The organism is Streptomyces sp. NPDC031225 (genome assembly GCF_055570355.1).
The window spans coordinates 55428-70838 of sequence record NZ_JBVIHJ010000034.1; the positions used below are offsets into that span (position 1 = coordinate 55428).

General features: G+C 68.3%; 15 protein-coding genes and 1 pseudogene. 6 read left to right on the forward strand and 10 right to left on the reverse strand.

The window, feature by feature from the left end; all coding sequences use genetic code 11:
- Positions 1 to 182 precede the first annotated feature (182 nt).
- The 10 genes from ACZ48Z_RS40215 to ACZ48Z_RS40260 form a co-directional block, all read right to left on the reverse strand.
- On the reverse strand, positions 183 to 1115 hold the full coding sequence (locus ACZ48Z_RS40215; RefSeq protein ID WP_468740878.1) for an NADP-dependent oxidoreductase: 933 nt from the start codon (positions 1113 to 1115) through the stop codon (positions 183 to 185).
- A 134-nt stretch (positions 1116 to 1249) separates the two neighbouring features.
- Positions 1250 to 2119, reverse strand: a complete 870-nt coding sequence (locus tag ACZ48Z_RS40220; RefSeq protein WP_468740879.1) for a helix-turn-helix domain-containing protein — start codon at positions 2117 to 2119, stop codon at positions 1250 to 1252.
- A gap of 169 nt (positions 2120 to 2288) precedes the next feature.
- A complete protein-coding gene (locus tag ACZ48Z_RS40225) occupies positions 2289 to 2987 on the reverse strand; it encodes a type 1 glutamine amidotransferase domain-containing protein (RefSeq protein WP_468740880.1) in 699 nt (232 codons plus the stop codon).
- A 25-nt stretch (positions 2988 to 3012) separates the two neighbouring features.
- The gene (locus tag ACZ48Z_RS40230) at positions 3013 to 3405 is read right to left on the reverse strand and encodes a nuclear transport factor 2 family protein (protein ID WP_468740881.1); all 393 of its coding nucleotides are present in this window, start codon (positions 3403 to 3405) and stop codon (positions 3013 to 3015) included.
- Between the two features lie 51 nt (positions 3406 to 3456).
- Entirely contained in the window at positions 3457 to 4056 is a 600-nt protein-coding gene (locus ACZ48Z_RS40235; protein WP_468740882.1) for a flavodoxin family protein, read from the reverse strand.
- Positions 4057 to 4092: 36 nt separating this feature from the next.
- The gene (locus ACZ48Z_RS40240; protein WP_468740883.1) at positions 4093 to 5004 is read right to left on the reverse strand and encodes an alpha/beta hydrolase; all 912 of its coding nucleotides are present in this window, start codon (positions 5002 to 5004) and stop codon (positions 4093 to 4095) included.
- A gap of 142 nt (positions 5005 to 5146) precedes the next feature.
- Complete coding sequence (locus ACZ48Z_RS40245; RefSeq protein ID WP_468740884.1) at positions 5147 to 5425, reverse strand: hypothetical protein; 279 nt, start codon at positions 5423 to 5425, stop codon at positions 5147 to 5149.
- A 62-nt stretch (positions 5426 to 5487) separates the two neighbouring features.
- Positions 5488 to 6015, reverse strand: a complete 528-nt coding sequence (locus ACZ48Z_RS40250) for an acyl-CoA-like ligand-binding transcription factor (RefSeq protein ID WP_468740911.1) — start codon at positions 6013 to 6015, stop codon at positions 5488 to 5490.
- Between the two features lie 13 nt (positions 6016 to 6028).
- Positions 6029 to 6664 carry a response regulator gene (locus ACZ48Z_RS40255; RefSeq protein WP_468740885.1) on the reverse strand — a complete coding sequence of 212 codons (636 nt, stop codon included), beginning with the start codon at positions 6662 to 6664 and terminating at the stop codon, positions 6029 to 6031.
- A gap of 18 nt (positions 6665 to 6682) precedes the next feature.
- Complete coding sequence (locus ACZ48Z_RS40260) at positions 6683 to 7930, reverse strand: sensor histidine kinase (protein WP_468740886.1); 1248 nt, start codon at positions 7928 to 7930, stop codon at positions 6683 to 6685.
- A gap of 219 nt (positions 7931 to 8149) precedes the next feature.
- Here ACZ48Z_RS40260 and ACZ48Z_RS40265 point away from each other — a divergent pair, with 219 nt between their 5' ends.
- The 6 genes and pseudogenes from ACZ48Z_RS40265 to ACZ48Z_RS40290 all read left to right on the forward strand — a co-directional run bounded on the left by ACZ48Z_RS40265 (position 8150) and on the right by ACZ48Z_RS40290 (position 15299).
- Entirely contained in the window at positions 8150 to 8353 is a 204-nt protein-coding gene (locus ACZ48Z_RS40265) for a hypothetical protein (protein WP_355754855.1), read from the forward strand.
- 26 nt (positions 8354 to 8379) lie between these two features.
- Positions 8380 to 10059 carry a molybdopterin-dependent oxidoreductase gene (locus tag ACZ48Z_RS40270; RefSeq protein ID WP_468740887.1) on the forward strand — a complete coding sequence of 560 codons (1680 nt, stop codon included), beginning with the start codon at positions 8380 to 8382 and terminating at the stop codon, positions 10057 to 10059.
- Between the two features lie 169 nt (positions 10060 to 10228).
- Positions 10229 to 10627: pseudogene (locus ACZ48Z_RS40275) on the forward strand (IS5/IS1182 family transposase); the annotation flags it as partial.
- A 900-nt stretch (positions 10628 to 11527) separates the two neighbouring features.
- Positions 11528 to 12952 (forward strand): family 43 glycosylhydrolase, encoded by a 1425-nt coding sequence (locus ACZ48Z_RS40280; RefSeq protein ID WP_468740912.1) that lies wholly within the window; start codon positions 11528 to 11530, stop codon positions 12950 to 12952.
- A gap of 835 nt (positions 12953 to 13787) precedes the next feature.
- Positions 13788 to 14171, forward strand: coding sequence for a hypothetical protein (locus tag ACZ48Z_RS40285; protein WP_468740888.1), 384 nt, complete (start codon positions 13788 to 13790; stop codon positions 14169 to 14171).
- A 387-nt stretch (positions 14172 to 14558) separates the two neighbouring features.
- On the forward strand, positions 14559 to 15299 hold the full coding sequence (locus tag ACZ48Z_RS40290) for a hypothetical protein (RefSeq protein WP_468740889.1): 741 nt from the start codon (positions 14559 to 14561) through the stop codon (positions 15297 to 15299).
- Positions 15300 to 15411 lie beyond the last annotated feature (112 nt).

The following is a 15411-nucleotide window of genomic DNA, read 5'->3' on the forward strand; positions in this document are numbered from 1 at the left end:
AGGTGGTGCACGGTCGGCCGTTACCGTTCTAGCGCGACGGCCCCCCGTGGCTCCCCCCCCTCCCCCCCCCCCCACCCCCCCCACCTCCCCCCCCCCCCCCCCCCCCCCCCCTCCCCCCCCCCCCCCCCCGCAGCCATGAGGTGGCGCTGAGGGCCGCCCCTTCGTGCCCATACGTGACTCTGTCAGAACGTCAGGACCAGGCGGCCCCGCACGCCGCCCGCGGCGAGGAGCCGGTGCGCCTCGACGGCCTGTTCCGCCGGAAACGTCCTGGCGACCCGGAGGGTGATCTGACCGTCCTCCGCCTGCTGCCGCAGCCGGTCGAGCTTGGCGCGCTCCCGGGCGTAGCGGAACACGACGATCGGCTCGTAGGCGATGCCTCGTTCACCGGGACCGTCGTAACCCAGCAGCGTGACCACCCGGCCCGCGTCACGCACCGCGCGCGCGGTGAGGGCGCCGAGCGAGGCGCCGTCGAGGAGTCCGTCGACGCCCTCCGGGACTTCCGCGCGGACCCGGTCCGGGTACTCGGCGCCACGCCGCAGGACGATGTCTGCGCCGAGTTCCTTGACCAAGGTCTCGTCCTGCTCGGACGCGTCGGCCACCACCCGCAGCCCGTCCGCCTTGGCCAGCTGGACGGCGTAACCGCCCACCGCGCCGGCCGCCCCGGTGATGGCGACGGTCTGCCCTGCCTGCAGGCCCAGCGTGTCCAGCGCCAGGCGCGCGGTCAGACCGTTCATCGGCAGGGTCGCGGCCTGCACATCACCGGTGCCGTGGGGTGCGCGCACCACTGACTCCGCCGGGACCACGACCTGCTCGGCGTAGGCGCCGTGCGATCCGTCGGCCAGCACGATCGCTGTCACCTGATCACCAACGCTCAGGTCCGTGTCCGTACCCACGCCGATCTGGTCCACGACGCCGGCGGCCTCCATGCCGGGAACGAACGGCGGCCGAGCGTCCGGAGACCGGGCGGGCCCCCTGCGCTGGAGGGCGTCGACCGCGTTGACGGTCGCGGCGCGCACCCGGATGCGCACCTCGCCCGGACCGGCTTCCGGGGCAGGCAGCTCAAGAACCTGAAGCACCTCCGGCCCACCGAATTCCGTGAAACCTACAGCCTTCATGTGAAGCACCTCGTTGTCTGAGATAGGTCGTCGAGGTGTTCGACTTTTCCGTCTCGGGTACGCCCGGAAAAGGGGAGGAATCTTGGCGGGGATACGGCCGCAGGGGGGACGCATCTCTCCCCCCATAGGAGGGTTCAGGTCGTCGCGTCGGACGCCGTCGGCTTCTGGTCGGCGGCCCAGGAGGCAAGGAGGCGCAGTCCGTCGTGGGAGGGGGTGCCGGGTTCGGCGTTCCACACGATGATGTGCTGGTCGGGGTCCGTGCCACAGGTGAGCGTGTTCCAGTCGAGGGTCAGCTCTCCCACCACCGGGTGGCGCAGTTTCTTGACGCCCTGGCCCCGCATCGCGACGTCGTGTTCGGTCCACCATTGCCGGAACTGTGCGTCGCGGGCGGAGAGTTCCTCGACCAGGGCGGTGAGGGGCTGGTCGTCGGGGTAGCGGGCGCTCTCCATGCGCAGTTGGGCGATGGCCAGGCGGGTGACCTCTTCCCAGTCGACGTACAGCTCCCGCATCCAGGGTTCGGTGAACAGCAGCCGGACGAACACACGCTCCTGCTCCGGGTAGCGCCCGAAGTCGGTCCACAGGGCGGCGGCGAGCTGGTTCCAGCCGAGGATGTCGGTACACCGGCCGATGACGAAGGCGGGGGAGGCGGTGAGATCATCCAGCATGCGCTGCAGCTGCGGGTCCACCTGCTGGCGCTCGCGGTACGTGGACGGGTGCACTCTCTCCTTCGCCGCGAGGTCGAAGAGGTAGGTGCGCTGGTCGTCGTTGAGTCGCAGGGCCTGGGCGATCTCGTCGAGGAGGGGAGCCGATGCCTGGAGCCGGCCCTGCTCGATCCGTGTGTAGTACTCGGTGCTGATCGCGGCGAGGAGCGCCACTTCCTCACGGCGCAGCCCCTTCACACGCCGTCGTGGCCCGCCACGGAGGCCGACCTCGGAGGGGGTGAGCTCGGCCCGACGGGCCTTGAGGAACTCACCCAGCTCGTTCAGACGCGGATTGCGGTTCATGACCGTCAGCCTGGCACAAACGTCGCATCTTGTGGGGGGTACAGATCCGTCCCCTGGCTGATCGGCCAGGGGACGCCGAATCCCTCGGGTTTACGGTCGGTCTCACGACATACCGGTGGCCCGGGGCGCGAGTGCGCACCAGGCCACCAGCGGAGGCGTTCGCGAGTCGTCAGCTCAGTGCTTTGACCAGTTCCTGCGCCAGGAGGACCGCCGAGACCGGATTCTGTCCGGTGAACAGGGTGCGGTCGACCTGGACGTGCGGCGTGAATGCGTCGGCCTCACGGTAGTCGGCCTTGAGTTCGCCCACGAGGCGGTCCTGGAGCAGCCACTTCGCGCGGTCTGCGAGACCGTTCTGCTTCTCCTCGGCGTTGGACAGGCCGGTCAGGCGGTAGCCGGTGAACGGGGAGGTGCCGTCGGGGCCGATGGTGGCCAGCAGGGCCGCGGGGCCGTGGCAGACCAAGGAGACCGGCTTGCCGGAGGCGAGCCAGTCGGTGAGCAGCTTGCCGGAGGCGGCGTTGTCGGGGAGGTCCTCCATGGGGCCCCAGCCGCCGGGGTAGAAGACGGCCACGTAGTCGTCGATGTCCACGTCCTCGATGCGTATCGGGTGTGCCAGCTCGGTGGCTTCCCGCAGCGCGGTCCGCATGCGCTGGGCGCCTTCCTCGCCTCCGTTGAAGTCGGGGGTGAGGCTGAGGGCGTCGGCGGTGGGCGGCACGCCGCCCGGTGTCGCGGCCGCGATCTCGTATCCGGCCTCCTTGAAGACCTGGTAGGGGCCGATGGCCTCCTCGGCCCAGAACCCGGCGGGCTGTCGTGTTCCGTCGGCCAGCGTCCAGTGGTCGGACGCGGTGATCACGAAGAGAATCTTCGCCATGGGGAGCTCCTGATGAGGGGGAGTGTCAGCCCTTGAGGGCTTCCTGGAGGACGTGGCTGTCGGCGGCCTGACGCATGCTCACGGCCTGGCCGTCACGGACGGTCCACAGGTGGATGAACCGGACATCGGCCTTGATCCCGGTCTTGGTCTCGGCGTGGTAGTGCCCGTAGACGAAGACGTGGCCTTCGTCGTCCGCGTAGAACTCCTCGGGTACCGCACCGAAGGACTCGTAGTTCGGCATCGTCTTGCCGAAGAAGTCCTTGGCCGCGCTGTCCCAGCCGTGGTAGACGCCGCTGTTCGGGAAGCCGGGGGTGATGTCCCAGACGAGGTCCGGCGCCATGACCTCTGCGGTGACCTCCGGCGCCATCCCGGACTCGTACAGCCGGCGGATGAGGGCGAGGTGCGGGGAGTCGGACATGCTGTGCTCCTTGCGGGGGGTGAAGTGGTTACGGGAAGGAAAGCCGTGTGATCAGGAGGCGAGGGCGGTCCGCCCGGCACGGAAGATCGCGGCCTGGCGTGCGACCCGCGCGCCGAGGTGCTCCGCGGTGGCGATGTCCGACTTGTGGACAGCCTCGGGGCCGGCGTCGGTCGGGCTCTGGGCGCCGGCGCCCAGGAAGAAGCCCAGCCGGTTGATGTCGTCCTCGCTGCTCTTGGTGGAGTCCCAGCCGGGCTGCAGGCCCAGGCTGATCCAGTGCATGCCGTGCTGGGCGGCCAGGGTGGCGAAGTAGCCCAGGGTGGAGGACTTGTCGCCGCTCTTGGCGCCGGAGTTGGTGAAGCCCGCGGCGAGCTTGTCCACCCAGGTATGAGGGAACCAGCGCTTGCTGCTGGCCTCGGCGAAGGTGTGGAACGCCGCGGAGGCGGTGCCCATGTAGGTGGCGGAACCGAAGATGATCGCGTCGGCGACGTCGAGCCGTGCCCATTGCTCGTCGGTGATGGTGTCGACGGAGACCGAGACGACCTCGGCGCCGGCTCCCGCGGCACCGCGCGCCACGGCCTCGGCGATGACGGCCGTGTGGCCGTAACCCGAATGGAAGGCGATGGCGACGGTGGGCTGGCCGGGATGGGACATGGTGATGGTGCTCCTCGAATGACTTCTTCGGTGGGACTAAAGGGCGGCGAAGAACTTCACCATCTTGGTGAGCGCCTGTTCCATGTACTCCGGAACGTCGTACATGGCGATATGCGTCGCGCCGTCGACGACGAACAGTTCCTTCGGCCCCTTGGAAAGCTCGTATGCCTGGTCGCTGAACACCTTTGTGTCCGCCTTGCTCCCCGCGATGAGGAGCAGTGGTTGGGTCAGCAGTTGTGGAATCTGATCGAACGCCGAGAAGGCATACATTTTGTCCATGCTGGTCAGCAGGAAACGGCCCTTGGAATTCGGGTGCCGGCCACGCGGAGTCCGGTAGTAGTCGTATCCCTCACGCAGGAGGTCCGGTGTGTTGTCGTCGATCTCCTCCAGCGTCTCCGGGACGAACGGGGCATAGACAGGTGCCGCTCCCCTCGCCTCCGCCGTGCGCTGCTGAGCGACCATCTCCAGGGTCTTGATCTGCTCGGCCACCGGAGACAGGTGCCCCAGGAAGCCCCTGGAGCCCTCACCCATCGGAGCTGCGCTGACGGTGGCCACCGCCTTGAAGCGACGTTCTGTCTGCGCCACGCTGATCGCGTAACCGCCGCCGGCGCAGATGCCGAAGACGCCCATCCGCTCGATGTCGACGTACGGAAGAGTGGTGAGGAAGTCCGCCGCGCAGCGGGCGTCCTCCACCCTGGTCGTCGGGTCCTCCAGGAGACGCGGTTCGCCGCCGCTTTCTCCCTGATAGGAGGAGTCGTAGACCACGGTGACGAATCCCTGGGCGGCCAGCCGCTTCGCGTACTCGCCGATGGTCTGTTCCTTCACGCCACCGGCTGGGTGAATTCCGACGAGAGCCGGGTACTTCTTTTCCTTGTCGAAGTCGTCCGGAAGGTGAAGGTGACCCGCGATGTCAACTTCCTTGTTCCTGAATGAAACAGTCTCGACCATGGCGCCTGTCCCTTTGTCGCCCGCGACTCGCCGACCGGCGGTCCGCACACCATAATTCGCCGGTGCCGAGATGATGTCCACTCACGATGGGGGGAAGAAACCGTCCCCTGGATATGAATTACCGGGTAGGTGGCTCTCCTTCTCATTCCCCGGGTGCGTTCCAGCCCTGCGAGGACCAGGTCGAGGCACTGCTCTCGGAGTGTGGGCGGCCACGGACCGGGACCACGTCGAGTGCCGGAAGTCGGGTGGAGGGGCCCGCGGCCAGGCCGAGGACCTCCGGGTCCGTCCAGCCGTACGCGCTGGCGCCCCAGTCCGCCACCAGCACCGTGGCGGCGACGGCGATGGCCATCAGGGTGAATCGCGGCGGCAGGGCGGAGAAGCCAGGCTGCGCTGCCTGTGCAGTGGGGGAGAGGTCGGTCACCAGGGGCTCCGGAGAGCGGCGATGTCCGGGTCAGGAGCCGAAGAGGGTGCGAAGTAAAGCCATCACGCGCTCCACGTACGGCATGGGGCTGTCCTGTCCTCCTCGTCCTCGGGGCTGTCGGCCCCCCAGCTCTCTAGCGCGGTCTTGACGGCGGCCACCGCCAGGGCGGCGATCAGACGCGGTGCCTCGTCCTGCGGCCGTTCCCCCGTGCGTGCTGCCACGATGTCGGCCAGGGACTGCTCGAACGTTCCGAAGTGCGCCTGCATCGCGGCCGGCACGGTCGGGTGCTCGCGGGCCGGCGCGAAGCCGGCGGAGAACTCGTTCCGTTGTGGTGGCCGCTCGGCCATGTCTGGCAGGAGCAGCGCGGTCAGGTCTGCCGGGATCTCGCCGGGGTACGTGGCGCCTGCGGCGGTGGAAGCCTCGACATCCGCACCCAGCAACTTCGACGGCGCATGGACGACGGCCGCCTCCTTGTTCGGGAAGCAGTTGAAGAAGGTCCGATGAGAGACGTCGGCCGCGATGGTGATCATCTCTACGGTGATCTTGTCGAAACCGTGTTCCTCCGCGAGCTGTGGTGCGGCGGCCCGGATCTCGAAGCACGGCTCACTGGTGCGGTGAGGTGAGGATGCCGCGGGAGAGGGCGACGGTGACCGCTGCGGTGCGGTCGTTGACGCCCAGCTTGACGAATGCTCGCAGCAGGTGCGTCTTCACCGTCGCTTCGCCGATGTACAGCTCTCGGCCGATCTCACCGTTGGACAGACCGCGCGCGACGAGGCCGAGTACCTGCACCTCGCGCGGGGTCAACTGCTCCCCGGTCGGCGCCTGCACGTGGGTCACCAGCCTGGCGGCCACCAGCGGGGCGAGGACGGTTTCGCCGCGGGCGGCCGCCCGGATCGCGTCGGTCAGGGTACCGATCGGGGTGTCCTTGAGCAGGTACCCGGTGGCGCCGGCCTCGATCGCGGGGAGGATGTCGGCGTCACCTTCGTAGGTGGTCAGCACGAGCACGCGAATGCCGGGGTGGTCCTGGCGGATGCGCGCCGTCGCGGTGGCGCCGTCGGTACCCGGCATCCGCAGGTCCATCAGGACGACGTCCGGGCGCGTCGTGGCGGCGAGGACGATCGCCTCGTCGCCGGAGCCGGCCTCGCCCACGACCCGCAGGTCGTCGTAGGCCTCGAGCATGCCGCGGAGGCCGAAGCGTACGACCGGGTGGTCGTCGACGATCAGGATGTGGACAGTCATCGGGTTGGTTCCGCCTGCTCAGTGGTCGGGTGTGGGGCTGAGATCAGGCACTGGTTGCAGGCCGCGCGCCGCCTGCTCAGCCGGGGCCAGCGGCAGTTCGACCCGAACCGTGGTGCCCTGGCCGGGAGATGATCGCACCTCACAGGTCCCGCCGAGGCCGGCGGCGCGGGTGCGAATGCCGAGCAGGCCGTATCCACCGCAGATGGTGGCGGGGTCGAAGCCCTGGCCGTCATCGGTCACGGCCAGGGTTAGCCGGCCGTCTTCGTGACGCAGCTCGATCCGCACCGTCGTGGCGCCGGCATGCTTGCCGACGTTGGCCAGGGCCTCCTGCGCGGTACGCAGCAGGGCGATGTCGGTGCCGGTGGGCGCGCTGGACCGTTCGCCGACGATCGACACCTCGACGCACGTACCCGTGTCGCGGGTGTGCCGGGCGGCGAGCCGGTCCAGCGCGTCCGCGAGGCTGCGGCCGGTCAGGTCGACCGGGGCCAGCGCGGCGATCAGCGAGCGTGCCTCCGCGAGGTTCTCGCGGGCCGTCTTCTCCATGATGTCGAGCTGGCCGTCGGCGGCTGCCCTATCACGCAGGAGGGTTGTCCGTGCGGCCTGGGCGAGCATGAGGATGCTGGTGAAGCCCTGGGCCAGGGTGTCGTGGATCTCGGCGGCCAGGCGTTCACGCTCGGCATGGACGCCGGCCTCGTGGCCCGCGCGTTCCAGTGCGGCCCGGGTCCGGGTCAACTCCTCGATCAGCTCGGCCCGTTTGCGGTTCTGCTCGCGGATGCCGGTCAGATAGGCGCCCGCGAGGATCGTCACGGTCATGGGCACCAGAACGGTCACGCCGGTCATCGCCACTGCGTAGCGGCCGAACCCTGCCCGCGCCAACATGGCCCAGGCGAGTTCGGCGTACAGGAGCAGCAGGAGCGGGAGACGTATCCGCCACCTCGCGACCATCACGAACAGCTGTGGGCACAGCGCGAACAGCAGTGCGCCACTGAGCGGCGCGATGGCGAGCAGGAAGGGGAAAGCGACCGCCAGCACGGCGAAATAGGTCGCACCCCAACGCTCGTCGCGGTTCTCCATCGCGAGCGGAGCGACCAGGGCGTACCAGGCGACGATGACGGCGAGCGTTCCGAGGGCAAGCAGGCGTTGTCCCAGCGCGACGGAGACGTTGGCCCATATGGCGACGGCAAGAGGTACCGCGACGGCGCCGACGAGGACGTGCCATCCGACGCTGTAGCGGGATCCGAGGTCGACGCTGCCGCGCGCTGCCACTTCCCTGCCCCCACCTTCGCCCGCCGAGGTCCGGCCGCCAGTCTACGAGCGTCCATGTCAAGGGTGCCCGGCGCGGAGTCGGGGAGCATCCACTCACCGGGGGAGTCGTGCGTACGTCGACCGGTTGACGACGGGGTCCAACCAAGCGTTGTCGCGCCGCGACCGCACAACGGTCAGGCTCGTTGTCGACAACCTCCGCTCCACACCTGGAGATACCGCATGAAGAAGAACTGGATCGTCCTCGTCCTGGGCGCACTGCTGATCTTTGTGGGCGTGACCTGGTTCCTCCAGGGAACCGACGTCATGGGGGGCTCGACGATGAGCGGCGTGACACTGTGGGCGATCGTCGGACCGATCGTGGCGATCGGCGGTCTGGTCCTGCTGGGAGTCGGCTTCACCCGGCTGCGCCGAGCCGGCCGATAAGCGCCCCCCGGCTGTCTGACATCGACATGGAAGCTCAGAAGACAGGTCGACCGGCACCGGCACGACCGCCCAAGCAGTGGTACGGCGAACTTGCCGGCGTCGCGGCCACCGCGCTGGCCCTGGGGGTCGGCGAACTGGTGGCCGCCGCGACGGGCGGGCCTTCCGCGCCCCTCGTCGCGGTGGGTGGCGTCGCCGTGGACGCCACGCCGACTCCTGTCAAGGAGTTCGCTGTCACGGTGTTCTACACCTACGACAAATTGGTCCTGCAGGCGGGAATCGTCCTGGTGCTGGCCGCCTTCGCCGCGTTCATCGGCGTGCTGGCCATGCGCCGGCTCGGCTATGGGCTGGCCGGCGTCGCCGTGTTCGGGGTGATCGGCGTACTCGCGGCAGCCACCCGGCCCAGCGCCACGTGGGCGTACCCGCTGCCGACGGTGGCCGGTGTACTGGCCGCCGCCGGGCTTCTGGTGCTGCTGCGTCATACGCTGCCGCGCCCTGCGGCGGTATCGGCGCAGGACCTGGAGGACCTGGAGGACAGCACCGGCCCGGAGACTGACGGGGCGGCGCAGGAAGCCTCCACCCCTGTGGTGGGCGCCCGTCCGCCGTCGTCGAATGCCGGCATCCCGCTGGTGGACGGCATAGGACAGCCGCCGGGCCGGCGACGGTTTCTCACCCTGGCCGGTGCGGCGATCGGTGCGGCCGTGGTGGGGGTACCGGGCGGACGCCTGCTCTGGGCACAGAGGGTGGCCGCGGCTCGCGCCGCAGTCGTCCTTCCGTCCCCGTCGAGTCCGGCAGCGCCCTTGCCCCAGGTCTCCGCCGGCGTGCCCGGGGTGACGAAGTTCGTGACCACGAATGGGGACTTCTACCGGATCGACACCGCACTGACGGTGCCCCAGATGGAACCCAAGGACTGGCAGCTGAGGATTCATGGCCGGGTGAAACGGCCGCTGACGTTGACATACGAGCAGTTGCTGGCCCGGCCGATGGTGGAGCGTTACATCACCTTGACGTGTGTGTCCAACGAGGTCGGCGGCGAACTGGTCGGAAACGCCCGGTGGTTGGGGGTGTCGATCAAGGATCTGCTCGACGAGGTCGAGCCGGAGGACGGGGCGGACCAGGTGGTGAGCCGTTCCCAGGACGGGTACACGGCCGGCACACCGACGGCTGCGTTGCGTGACGGACGGGACGCGTTGCTGGCGGTCGGGATGAACGGGGAACCGCTGCCGGTCGAGCACGGGTTCCCGGTCCGGATGGTGGTGCCCGGGCTGTTCGGGTACGTATCGGCGACGAAGTGGCTGACGGAGCTGGAGCTGACCAGCTTCTCGGACTTCAGCGCCTATTGGGTACGGCGGGACTACTCGGCGCTGGCTCCGGTGAAGACCCAGTCCCGGATCGACACACCGGCCGCGGGCAAGCGGCTGGAGCAGGGTCCGGTGATGGTGGCCGGGGTGGCGTGGGCACAGCATCGCGGGGTCTCCGCGGTGGAGGTCCGCGTGGATGACGGACCATGGCAGCCGGCACAGCTCGCGGCGGTGCCGTCGGTGGACACATGGCGGCAGTGGAGCTGGCAGTGGCAGGCGAGGTCCGGCAAGCATCGGCTCCAGGTACGCGCCACCGACAGCACCGGCCAGGTGCAGACAGGACAGGCGCACAAGCCGCTTCCCGACGGGGCAACCGGCTGGCACACCATCAACGTCACCGTCACTTGAGCCCCCGAGGACGCCGTGAATTGGTTCTCGCACGGTTCGCATCGGGGCATCGGGGCATCGGGGCATCGGGGCATCGAGGAGACCCTGATCCGCGATCGAGGAGGCGTTCGCGAAGATCATCGACGAGGCGTATGAGATCCGGGACCTGGAGTGGCCCGTGGTCACCGCGGGACGCGCCGTCGACGTACTGGGTCTGATCATCGGTGTGGTGATCCTCGCGGCGAGCGAGCACGACAACGAGGCCGGCACAGCCCTGCCGGACCAGGCGGCCGAACGATGCGGGATGCGCCTGGAAAAGGTCCTGGTCGACCAGGGCTCCAAGGACGCCGTGATCATTCCGCGGGGCGGCGAAGGACATCACCGTCGAGGTGGTCCGCCGTAACCCGACGACAAGGGCAAAGCCTTCGTCCCACATCCGGGGCGGTGGGTGGTCGAGCAGGTCAACGGAAGCCTCATGCTGCACCGGCGCCTCGCCCGCGACTACGACCACCGACCCGACAACGCGGCCTCCCGCGTCTACTGGACCTCCACCGTCGGCATGCTCCGCCACCCCTTGGCGCGCCCGTCACATGCACCTCTGGAAGGGGCACTTCCGTGTCCGGATCTCCCACCCCCACATCCTCCTCCCACCGTAGAAAACGCTCGCTGTCCCGGGGTGGCGTCATCGGCGCGGCGGGAGCGGTCGCCGCCGGTGCCGCCCGACGCCGATGGTCTTCGCGGCGAACGAGTCCGGCGACGCGGACGCCTCCGGCGAAGGCCGACTGGTAGCCGGTGGCGGCCAGGCCGCCGGCCGCGACCGTGCCCCCAGCGACTGCGAGCGCACGGCGCCTGGTGATCCTGGTGTTCCTGTGGTTTCCCGTCATGGACATGAACTTCGGGACACAGTCACTCAAGGGCGTGGGCGGTGCGCAGGCTGAGAGGGCTGAGGAACCTGGAAGCCCGGTTCCGTAACGGGTCGCCGCCGGACCGGCCCACGCGGTCGCAAGGGACCCTGTCTTTGACCTGAGGATCATGTTGAAGCGCACCGCCACGAGGCGGTGGCCCGGTCCGGGTCTCTGCCGATGGGCAGAGGGCGGGTGAGTCCCTGGACTGTTCTTCCACGCTCTTCTTCCACGCCGGGCTGTCGGCCGGGCGCTAATCGCGTGCTGACCCTCGTTGTGCGGAGGCTGTGGCCCATCGCCGAAGCATGTGCAGGCTGACGACGCGAAATCGGCCGCGGTGCAGGCCGGCGTTCTCGCCCGGGTCGTGGCCCACCGGCCAGCCACATTCTTTTGTGGCCGGTGTGACGAGAGCGTTGACCGGGACCTGTGAAGCGGCCTATCTTCTGCCCGAGTCTCCGAACGAAGTTCGAAATATCGAAGATGGGCTGGTGGCGGGCACATGTCCTGCGCCGACTCACTCTCAGATACGTGTGTAGTAGAAGGAGCCCTTCTTGAGACCTGCGCTGACCCGTCGAACGGTCCTCGGCTTGATCGCCGGCTCGGCCGCCGCTACCTTCACCGGCGTGTCGGCCGGTACCGCCCGCGCCGCCGTGCCCGCGTCACCCGGTGTGACGTACACGAACTCCATCGCCGAGCAGCGGGCCGACCCGCACATCTTCAAGCACACCGACGGTTACTACTACTTCACCGCCACCGTGCCGGCGTACGACCGCATCGTGCTGCGCCGTGCCACCACGATCCAGGGCCTGTCCGCCGCCGCTGAGACGACCATTTGGACCAAGCACGCCAGCGGTGTGATGGGCGCCCACATCTGGGCTCCTGAAATCCACTTCATCGACGGCAAGTGGTACGTCTACTTCGCCGCGGGCGACGCCGACAACATCTGGAAGATCCGGCCGTACGTCCTGGAGTGCACCGCCGCGAACCCGATCGCGGGCCCCTGGACGGAGAAGGGGCGTATCGCGCTGCCGCTGGACACCTTCTCCCTCGACGCGACGACGTTCGTAGTGAACAGCACTCGCTATCTCGCCTGGGCGCAGAACGACCCGGCGGTGGGCTCCGGCACCAACATCTACCTGGCGCAGATGTCCAATCCGTGGACCATCAGCGGCGCCCCGGTCATGCTCAGCCGGCCGACCGCCTCGTGGGAGACTGCCGGAGGCCAGACGGTCAACGAGGGTCCCGCCGTGCTCCAGCGCAACGGCAAGGTTTTCCTGACCTTCTCGGCCAGCGCCACCGACGCCAACTACTGCATGGGGATGCTGACCGCGTCCGCGACGGCCGACCTGCTCAGCGTCTCGTCCTGGGCCAAGTCCACCGGCCCGGTCTTCGCCAGCAACGCCGCGACCAGCCAATTCGGCCCAGGCCACAATCAGTTCACGGTCTCGGAGGACGGCAAGTCCGACATCCTCGTCTACCACGACCGCAACTACAAGGACATCAGCGGAGACCCTCTCAACGACCCCAACCGCCGCACCCGCGTTCAGAAGATCTACTGGAAGGCCGACGGCACACCCGACTTCGGCATTCCGGTCGCCGACGGCGTCACCCCGATCCGGCTCTCCTCCTACAACTTTCCCGACCGGTTCATCCGGCACTGGGAGTTCCGCGCCAAGATCGAGCCGAACGTCTCCCCGCTGGCCGACTCACAGTTCCGGGTCGTCACCGGTCTTGCCGGCAGCGGCACGGTCTCCCTGGAATCGGCCAACTTCCCCGGATACTTCCTCCGCCACAAGAACTACGAGGTGTGGGTGGAGAAGAACGACGGGACGGCGCAGTTCGGCGGTGACGCCTCCTTCACCGCCCGGGCCGGCCTCGCCGACTCCGCCGGGATCTCGTACGAGTCGTACAACGTGCCGGGCCGCTACATCCGCCACTACGACTACCTGCTGTACGTCCAGGTTCCCGGCACGGCGACCGACCGGGCCGACGCCACCTTCTACACGCAGTGAGCCGCAGCCCCGGCCCGCCTCTCGCATAGGCGGCACGTCGCAAGGCGCCCTCGCCCCAGAGGGCCCCTTGCGACGTGAAGGGAACGGAGCGCGGACGTCATCAGGAGTGTCAGTCACACGCGGTACGCCGACAGCCGCTCCAGCGGCCCGAAGTGAAGCCCAGCTCACCGCGAGCACCACCATCTTGTGGGCGTCCGGGTCCGGGCACAAAAGGGCTGGACACCTCAGCTGGATGGGCGGCTCACGTGGAGGTGACGGAACCCTGGCCGTCCGTTCGGTGGGTGGAGGGTGGTCGACGAGCGTTGAGGGGCCAGGTGCCGCAGGCAAGCTGGATCAGGAGCGCCCCCTGCATGTGGCTGACCGGCGATCATGCCGATGTCCGTCGTGCCGGAGGCTGCACCCCGTACCGGAGTGAGCGTCCCCTGCGGTGGGCAATCGAGCGGGCCCGTTCTTCCCTGTGGATCACAGGGCGTAGAGAACTTCCCAGGCCCTTGGGAGCCTGTACCGGTCAACTCCCGGATGATGACCGCCGAGTTGGCGGATCGTCACGAAGCGGACACCCGTGCGGCTGCGACGGCGGTGAATGTCGCGCCGGCTGACTCCCGGGGAACAGGCTTGAGTGAGTGTCAGGTCCATCATGCCTGTTCAACGACGCTTTCGGTAGGACGTAGCGCACGCCTGTTCGGTCTTGTTGCGGGTAGCGCTGTGCCCGCAGAATCGTCCTCATCCACTCTCCGGTCCACGTGCCGGCATCCTTCATCGGCTGCCGGTGCGTTCGCCGTGCTGTCCCGCCGTGGGACAGCACTGATCGGGAGTGAGGGGACGAAGGGGATCGATGGATCAGGACATGGTCGTACTGGCGAGAGTCAGGCTGCTCAGTGCCAACCAGCGGGTGGTGCGGGGTGCCGAGGGGCTCTGGATCTACCGTCTTCTGACACAGGTCGACTCGGAGGCATACGGATCGAAGCTGGCGTACGTCCTGGTGGAGGAGACTGCCTCACCCCTGATGCGGGACATACCTGAGAGGCGGCTGGCGCTGTTGGACGAGGCCGTGGAAGTGGCGAAGGCCCTGAGCACGGAGAACCCCTACCGGGCGAAGGTGCTGGCGAGGGCACTGGCTGCCAGGCAGCGGGAACTTGACGCCCCACCGGTGACCCCGCACGCATCCGGGCAGAACCATCAGGCGGTTGCTCCGGATGAGCGGCGAGAGCGCGAGTGATGCCGTAGCAGCCTGGCGTCGGCTCCTGGGCGATGAGGGTGAAGAAGGCCGAGTCCAGGTGTTCGGCTGCAGCGGCGTCGCGTCGTCAAAGATGGCGTCCCGCTTCGAGGTGTAGGCGATCAACGTTGGGTGCGTTCGCCCCTGGGGCGTGTGTCGACAGGGATGCTGCTTCCTGCCCGGCAGGCGGGCCACCATGCAACTCTCGCTGCTGAACTGCCAGTTCAACTGGGAGGTACATGATGGCCCGCCTGTCCCAGCGTGACTTTCTTCGGCTGTTGGAGTCAGTAGCTGTTGTCGTACCGATTTTGTGGCTTGTTGGTCGAAGGGGTGTCCAGCGGATTGAGGACGTTATGCCTCGAACAGCACTTGGGTTCTACGATCCAGCGTATGAGCAAGTTTTTCGTCACGGTGTGCCTGCCGCCGACCAAGCCGCGGAAGCTTCCTGAAGCGATAGCGGCCACCATGGCGCCATATGACGCCAACCTCACCGACGACTGGAACCCGGTCGGCCGGTGGGACTGGTGGGTCATCTACTCCGATGCGGAGAGCCCCTACCTCACCCGGCCCGAGCATGACGGCGACCGCAGGCTCGTCACGACCTCCACCGTCCCCCGCAGGAAGGCCGAGCTTGATGCCCTCGGGCCGCTGGAGTGCTACGGCGGACCTCGGGACCTGCTCGATTTCGGCGCTATGCGGCGGCGAGCGGCGATAAGGCATGATGCCAGGCTCGCCGCCTGGCAGGAACTGGCCGCGCTGCATCCGCCGGCCCGCCCGTTGTCCGACTTCGTCGCCCGCCACGAGTCCGACCCCGGTGGCTACTCCTTGGCGGACGCCAAGAGAGAGCACCTGGCCCAGCCGCTGGTGCAGGACGTGGCACAGCTGGCCGTCTCGGGCGACCCGCACTTCGACACATCGTTCCTATTCAATGACCCGGTCGCGTACTTCGCGCAGGAGCACGAGGAAGCCCGGCAGTCGTCGGTCCAGTGCGCTGTGCCCGGCTTTGCCCTTGTCACCCTCGACGGTGTGTGGATGGATGCGGACCGCGACGGCTACTGGGAGCAGGCCAACAACTATCTCGACGGCCTCCATGCCGAAGCCGTCGTCGTCGACCTGCTCTGTCACTACTGATGTCCGGGGTCCTGACTTGCGGCCGCCACATCGATCACCGCTGTGACCAGCCGCCGAGCTGCAGGGGTTGGTTATCGTCGAGCGCCCTTACACGGTTCGGGAAGGCGAGCGT

Excerpts from the sequence above, each read along its gene's own strand:
- ACZ48Z_RS40290 (WP_468740889.1), top strand. The coding sequence starts at position 14,559 with ATGAGCAAGTTTTTCGTCACGGTGTGCCTGCCGCCGACCAAGCCGCGG.
- ACZ48Z_RS40215 (WP_468740878.1), bottom strand. The coding sequence starts at position 1,115 with ATGAAGGCTGTAGGTTTCACGGAATTCGGTGGGCCGGAGGTGCTTCAG.
- ACZ48Z_RS40270 (WP_468740887.1), top strand. The coding sequence starts at position 8,380 with ATGGAAGCTCAGAAGACAGGTCGACCGGCACCGGCACGACCGCCCAAG.
- ACZ48Z_RS40235 (WP_468740882.1), bottom strand. The coding sequence starts at position 4,056 with ATGTCCCATCCCGGCCAGCCCACCGTCGCCATCGCCTTCCATTCGGGT.
- ACZ48Z_RS40230 (WP_468740881.1), bottom strand. The coding sequence starts at position 3,405 with ATGTCCGACTCCCCGCACCTCGCCCTCATCCGCCGGCTGTACGAGTCC.
- ACZ48Z_RS40240 (WP_468740883.1), bottom strand. The coding sequence starts at position 5,004 with ATGGTCGAGACTGTTTCATTCAGGAACAAGGAAGTTGACATCGCGGGT.
- ACZ48Z_RS40225 (WP_468740880.1), bottom strand. The coding sequence starts at position 2,987 with ATGGCGAAGATTCTCTTCGTGATCACCGCGTCCGACCACTGGACGCTG.
- ACZ48Z_RS40255 (WP_468740885.1), bottom strand. The coding sequence starts at position 6,664 with ATGACTGTCCACATCCTGATCGTCGACGACCACCCGGTCGTACGCTTC.
- ACZ48Z_RS40265 (WP_355754855.1), top strand. The coding sequence starts at position 8,150 with ATGAAGAAGAACTGGATCGTCCTCGTCCTGGGCGCACTGCTGATCTTT.
- ACZ48Z_RS40285 (WP_468740888.1), top strand. The coding sequence starts at position 13,788 with ATGGATCAGGACATGGTCGTACTGGCGAGAGTCAGGCTGCTCAGTGCC.
- ACZ48Z_RS40220 (WP_468740879.1), bottom strand. The coding sequence starts at position 2,119 with ATGAACCGCAATCCGCGTCTGAACGAGCTGGGTGAGTTCCTCAAGGCC.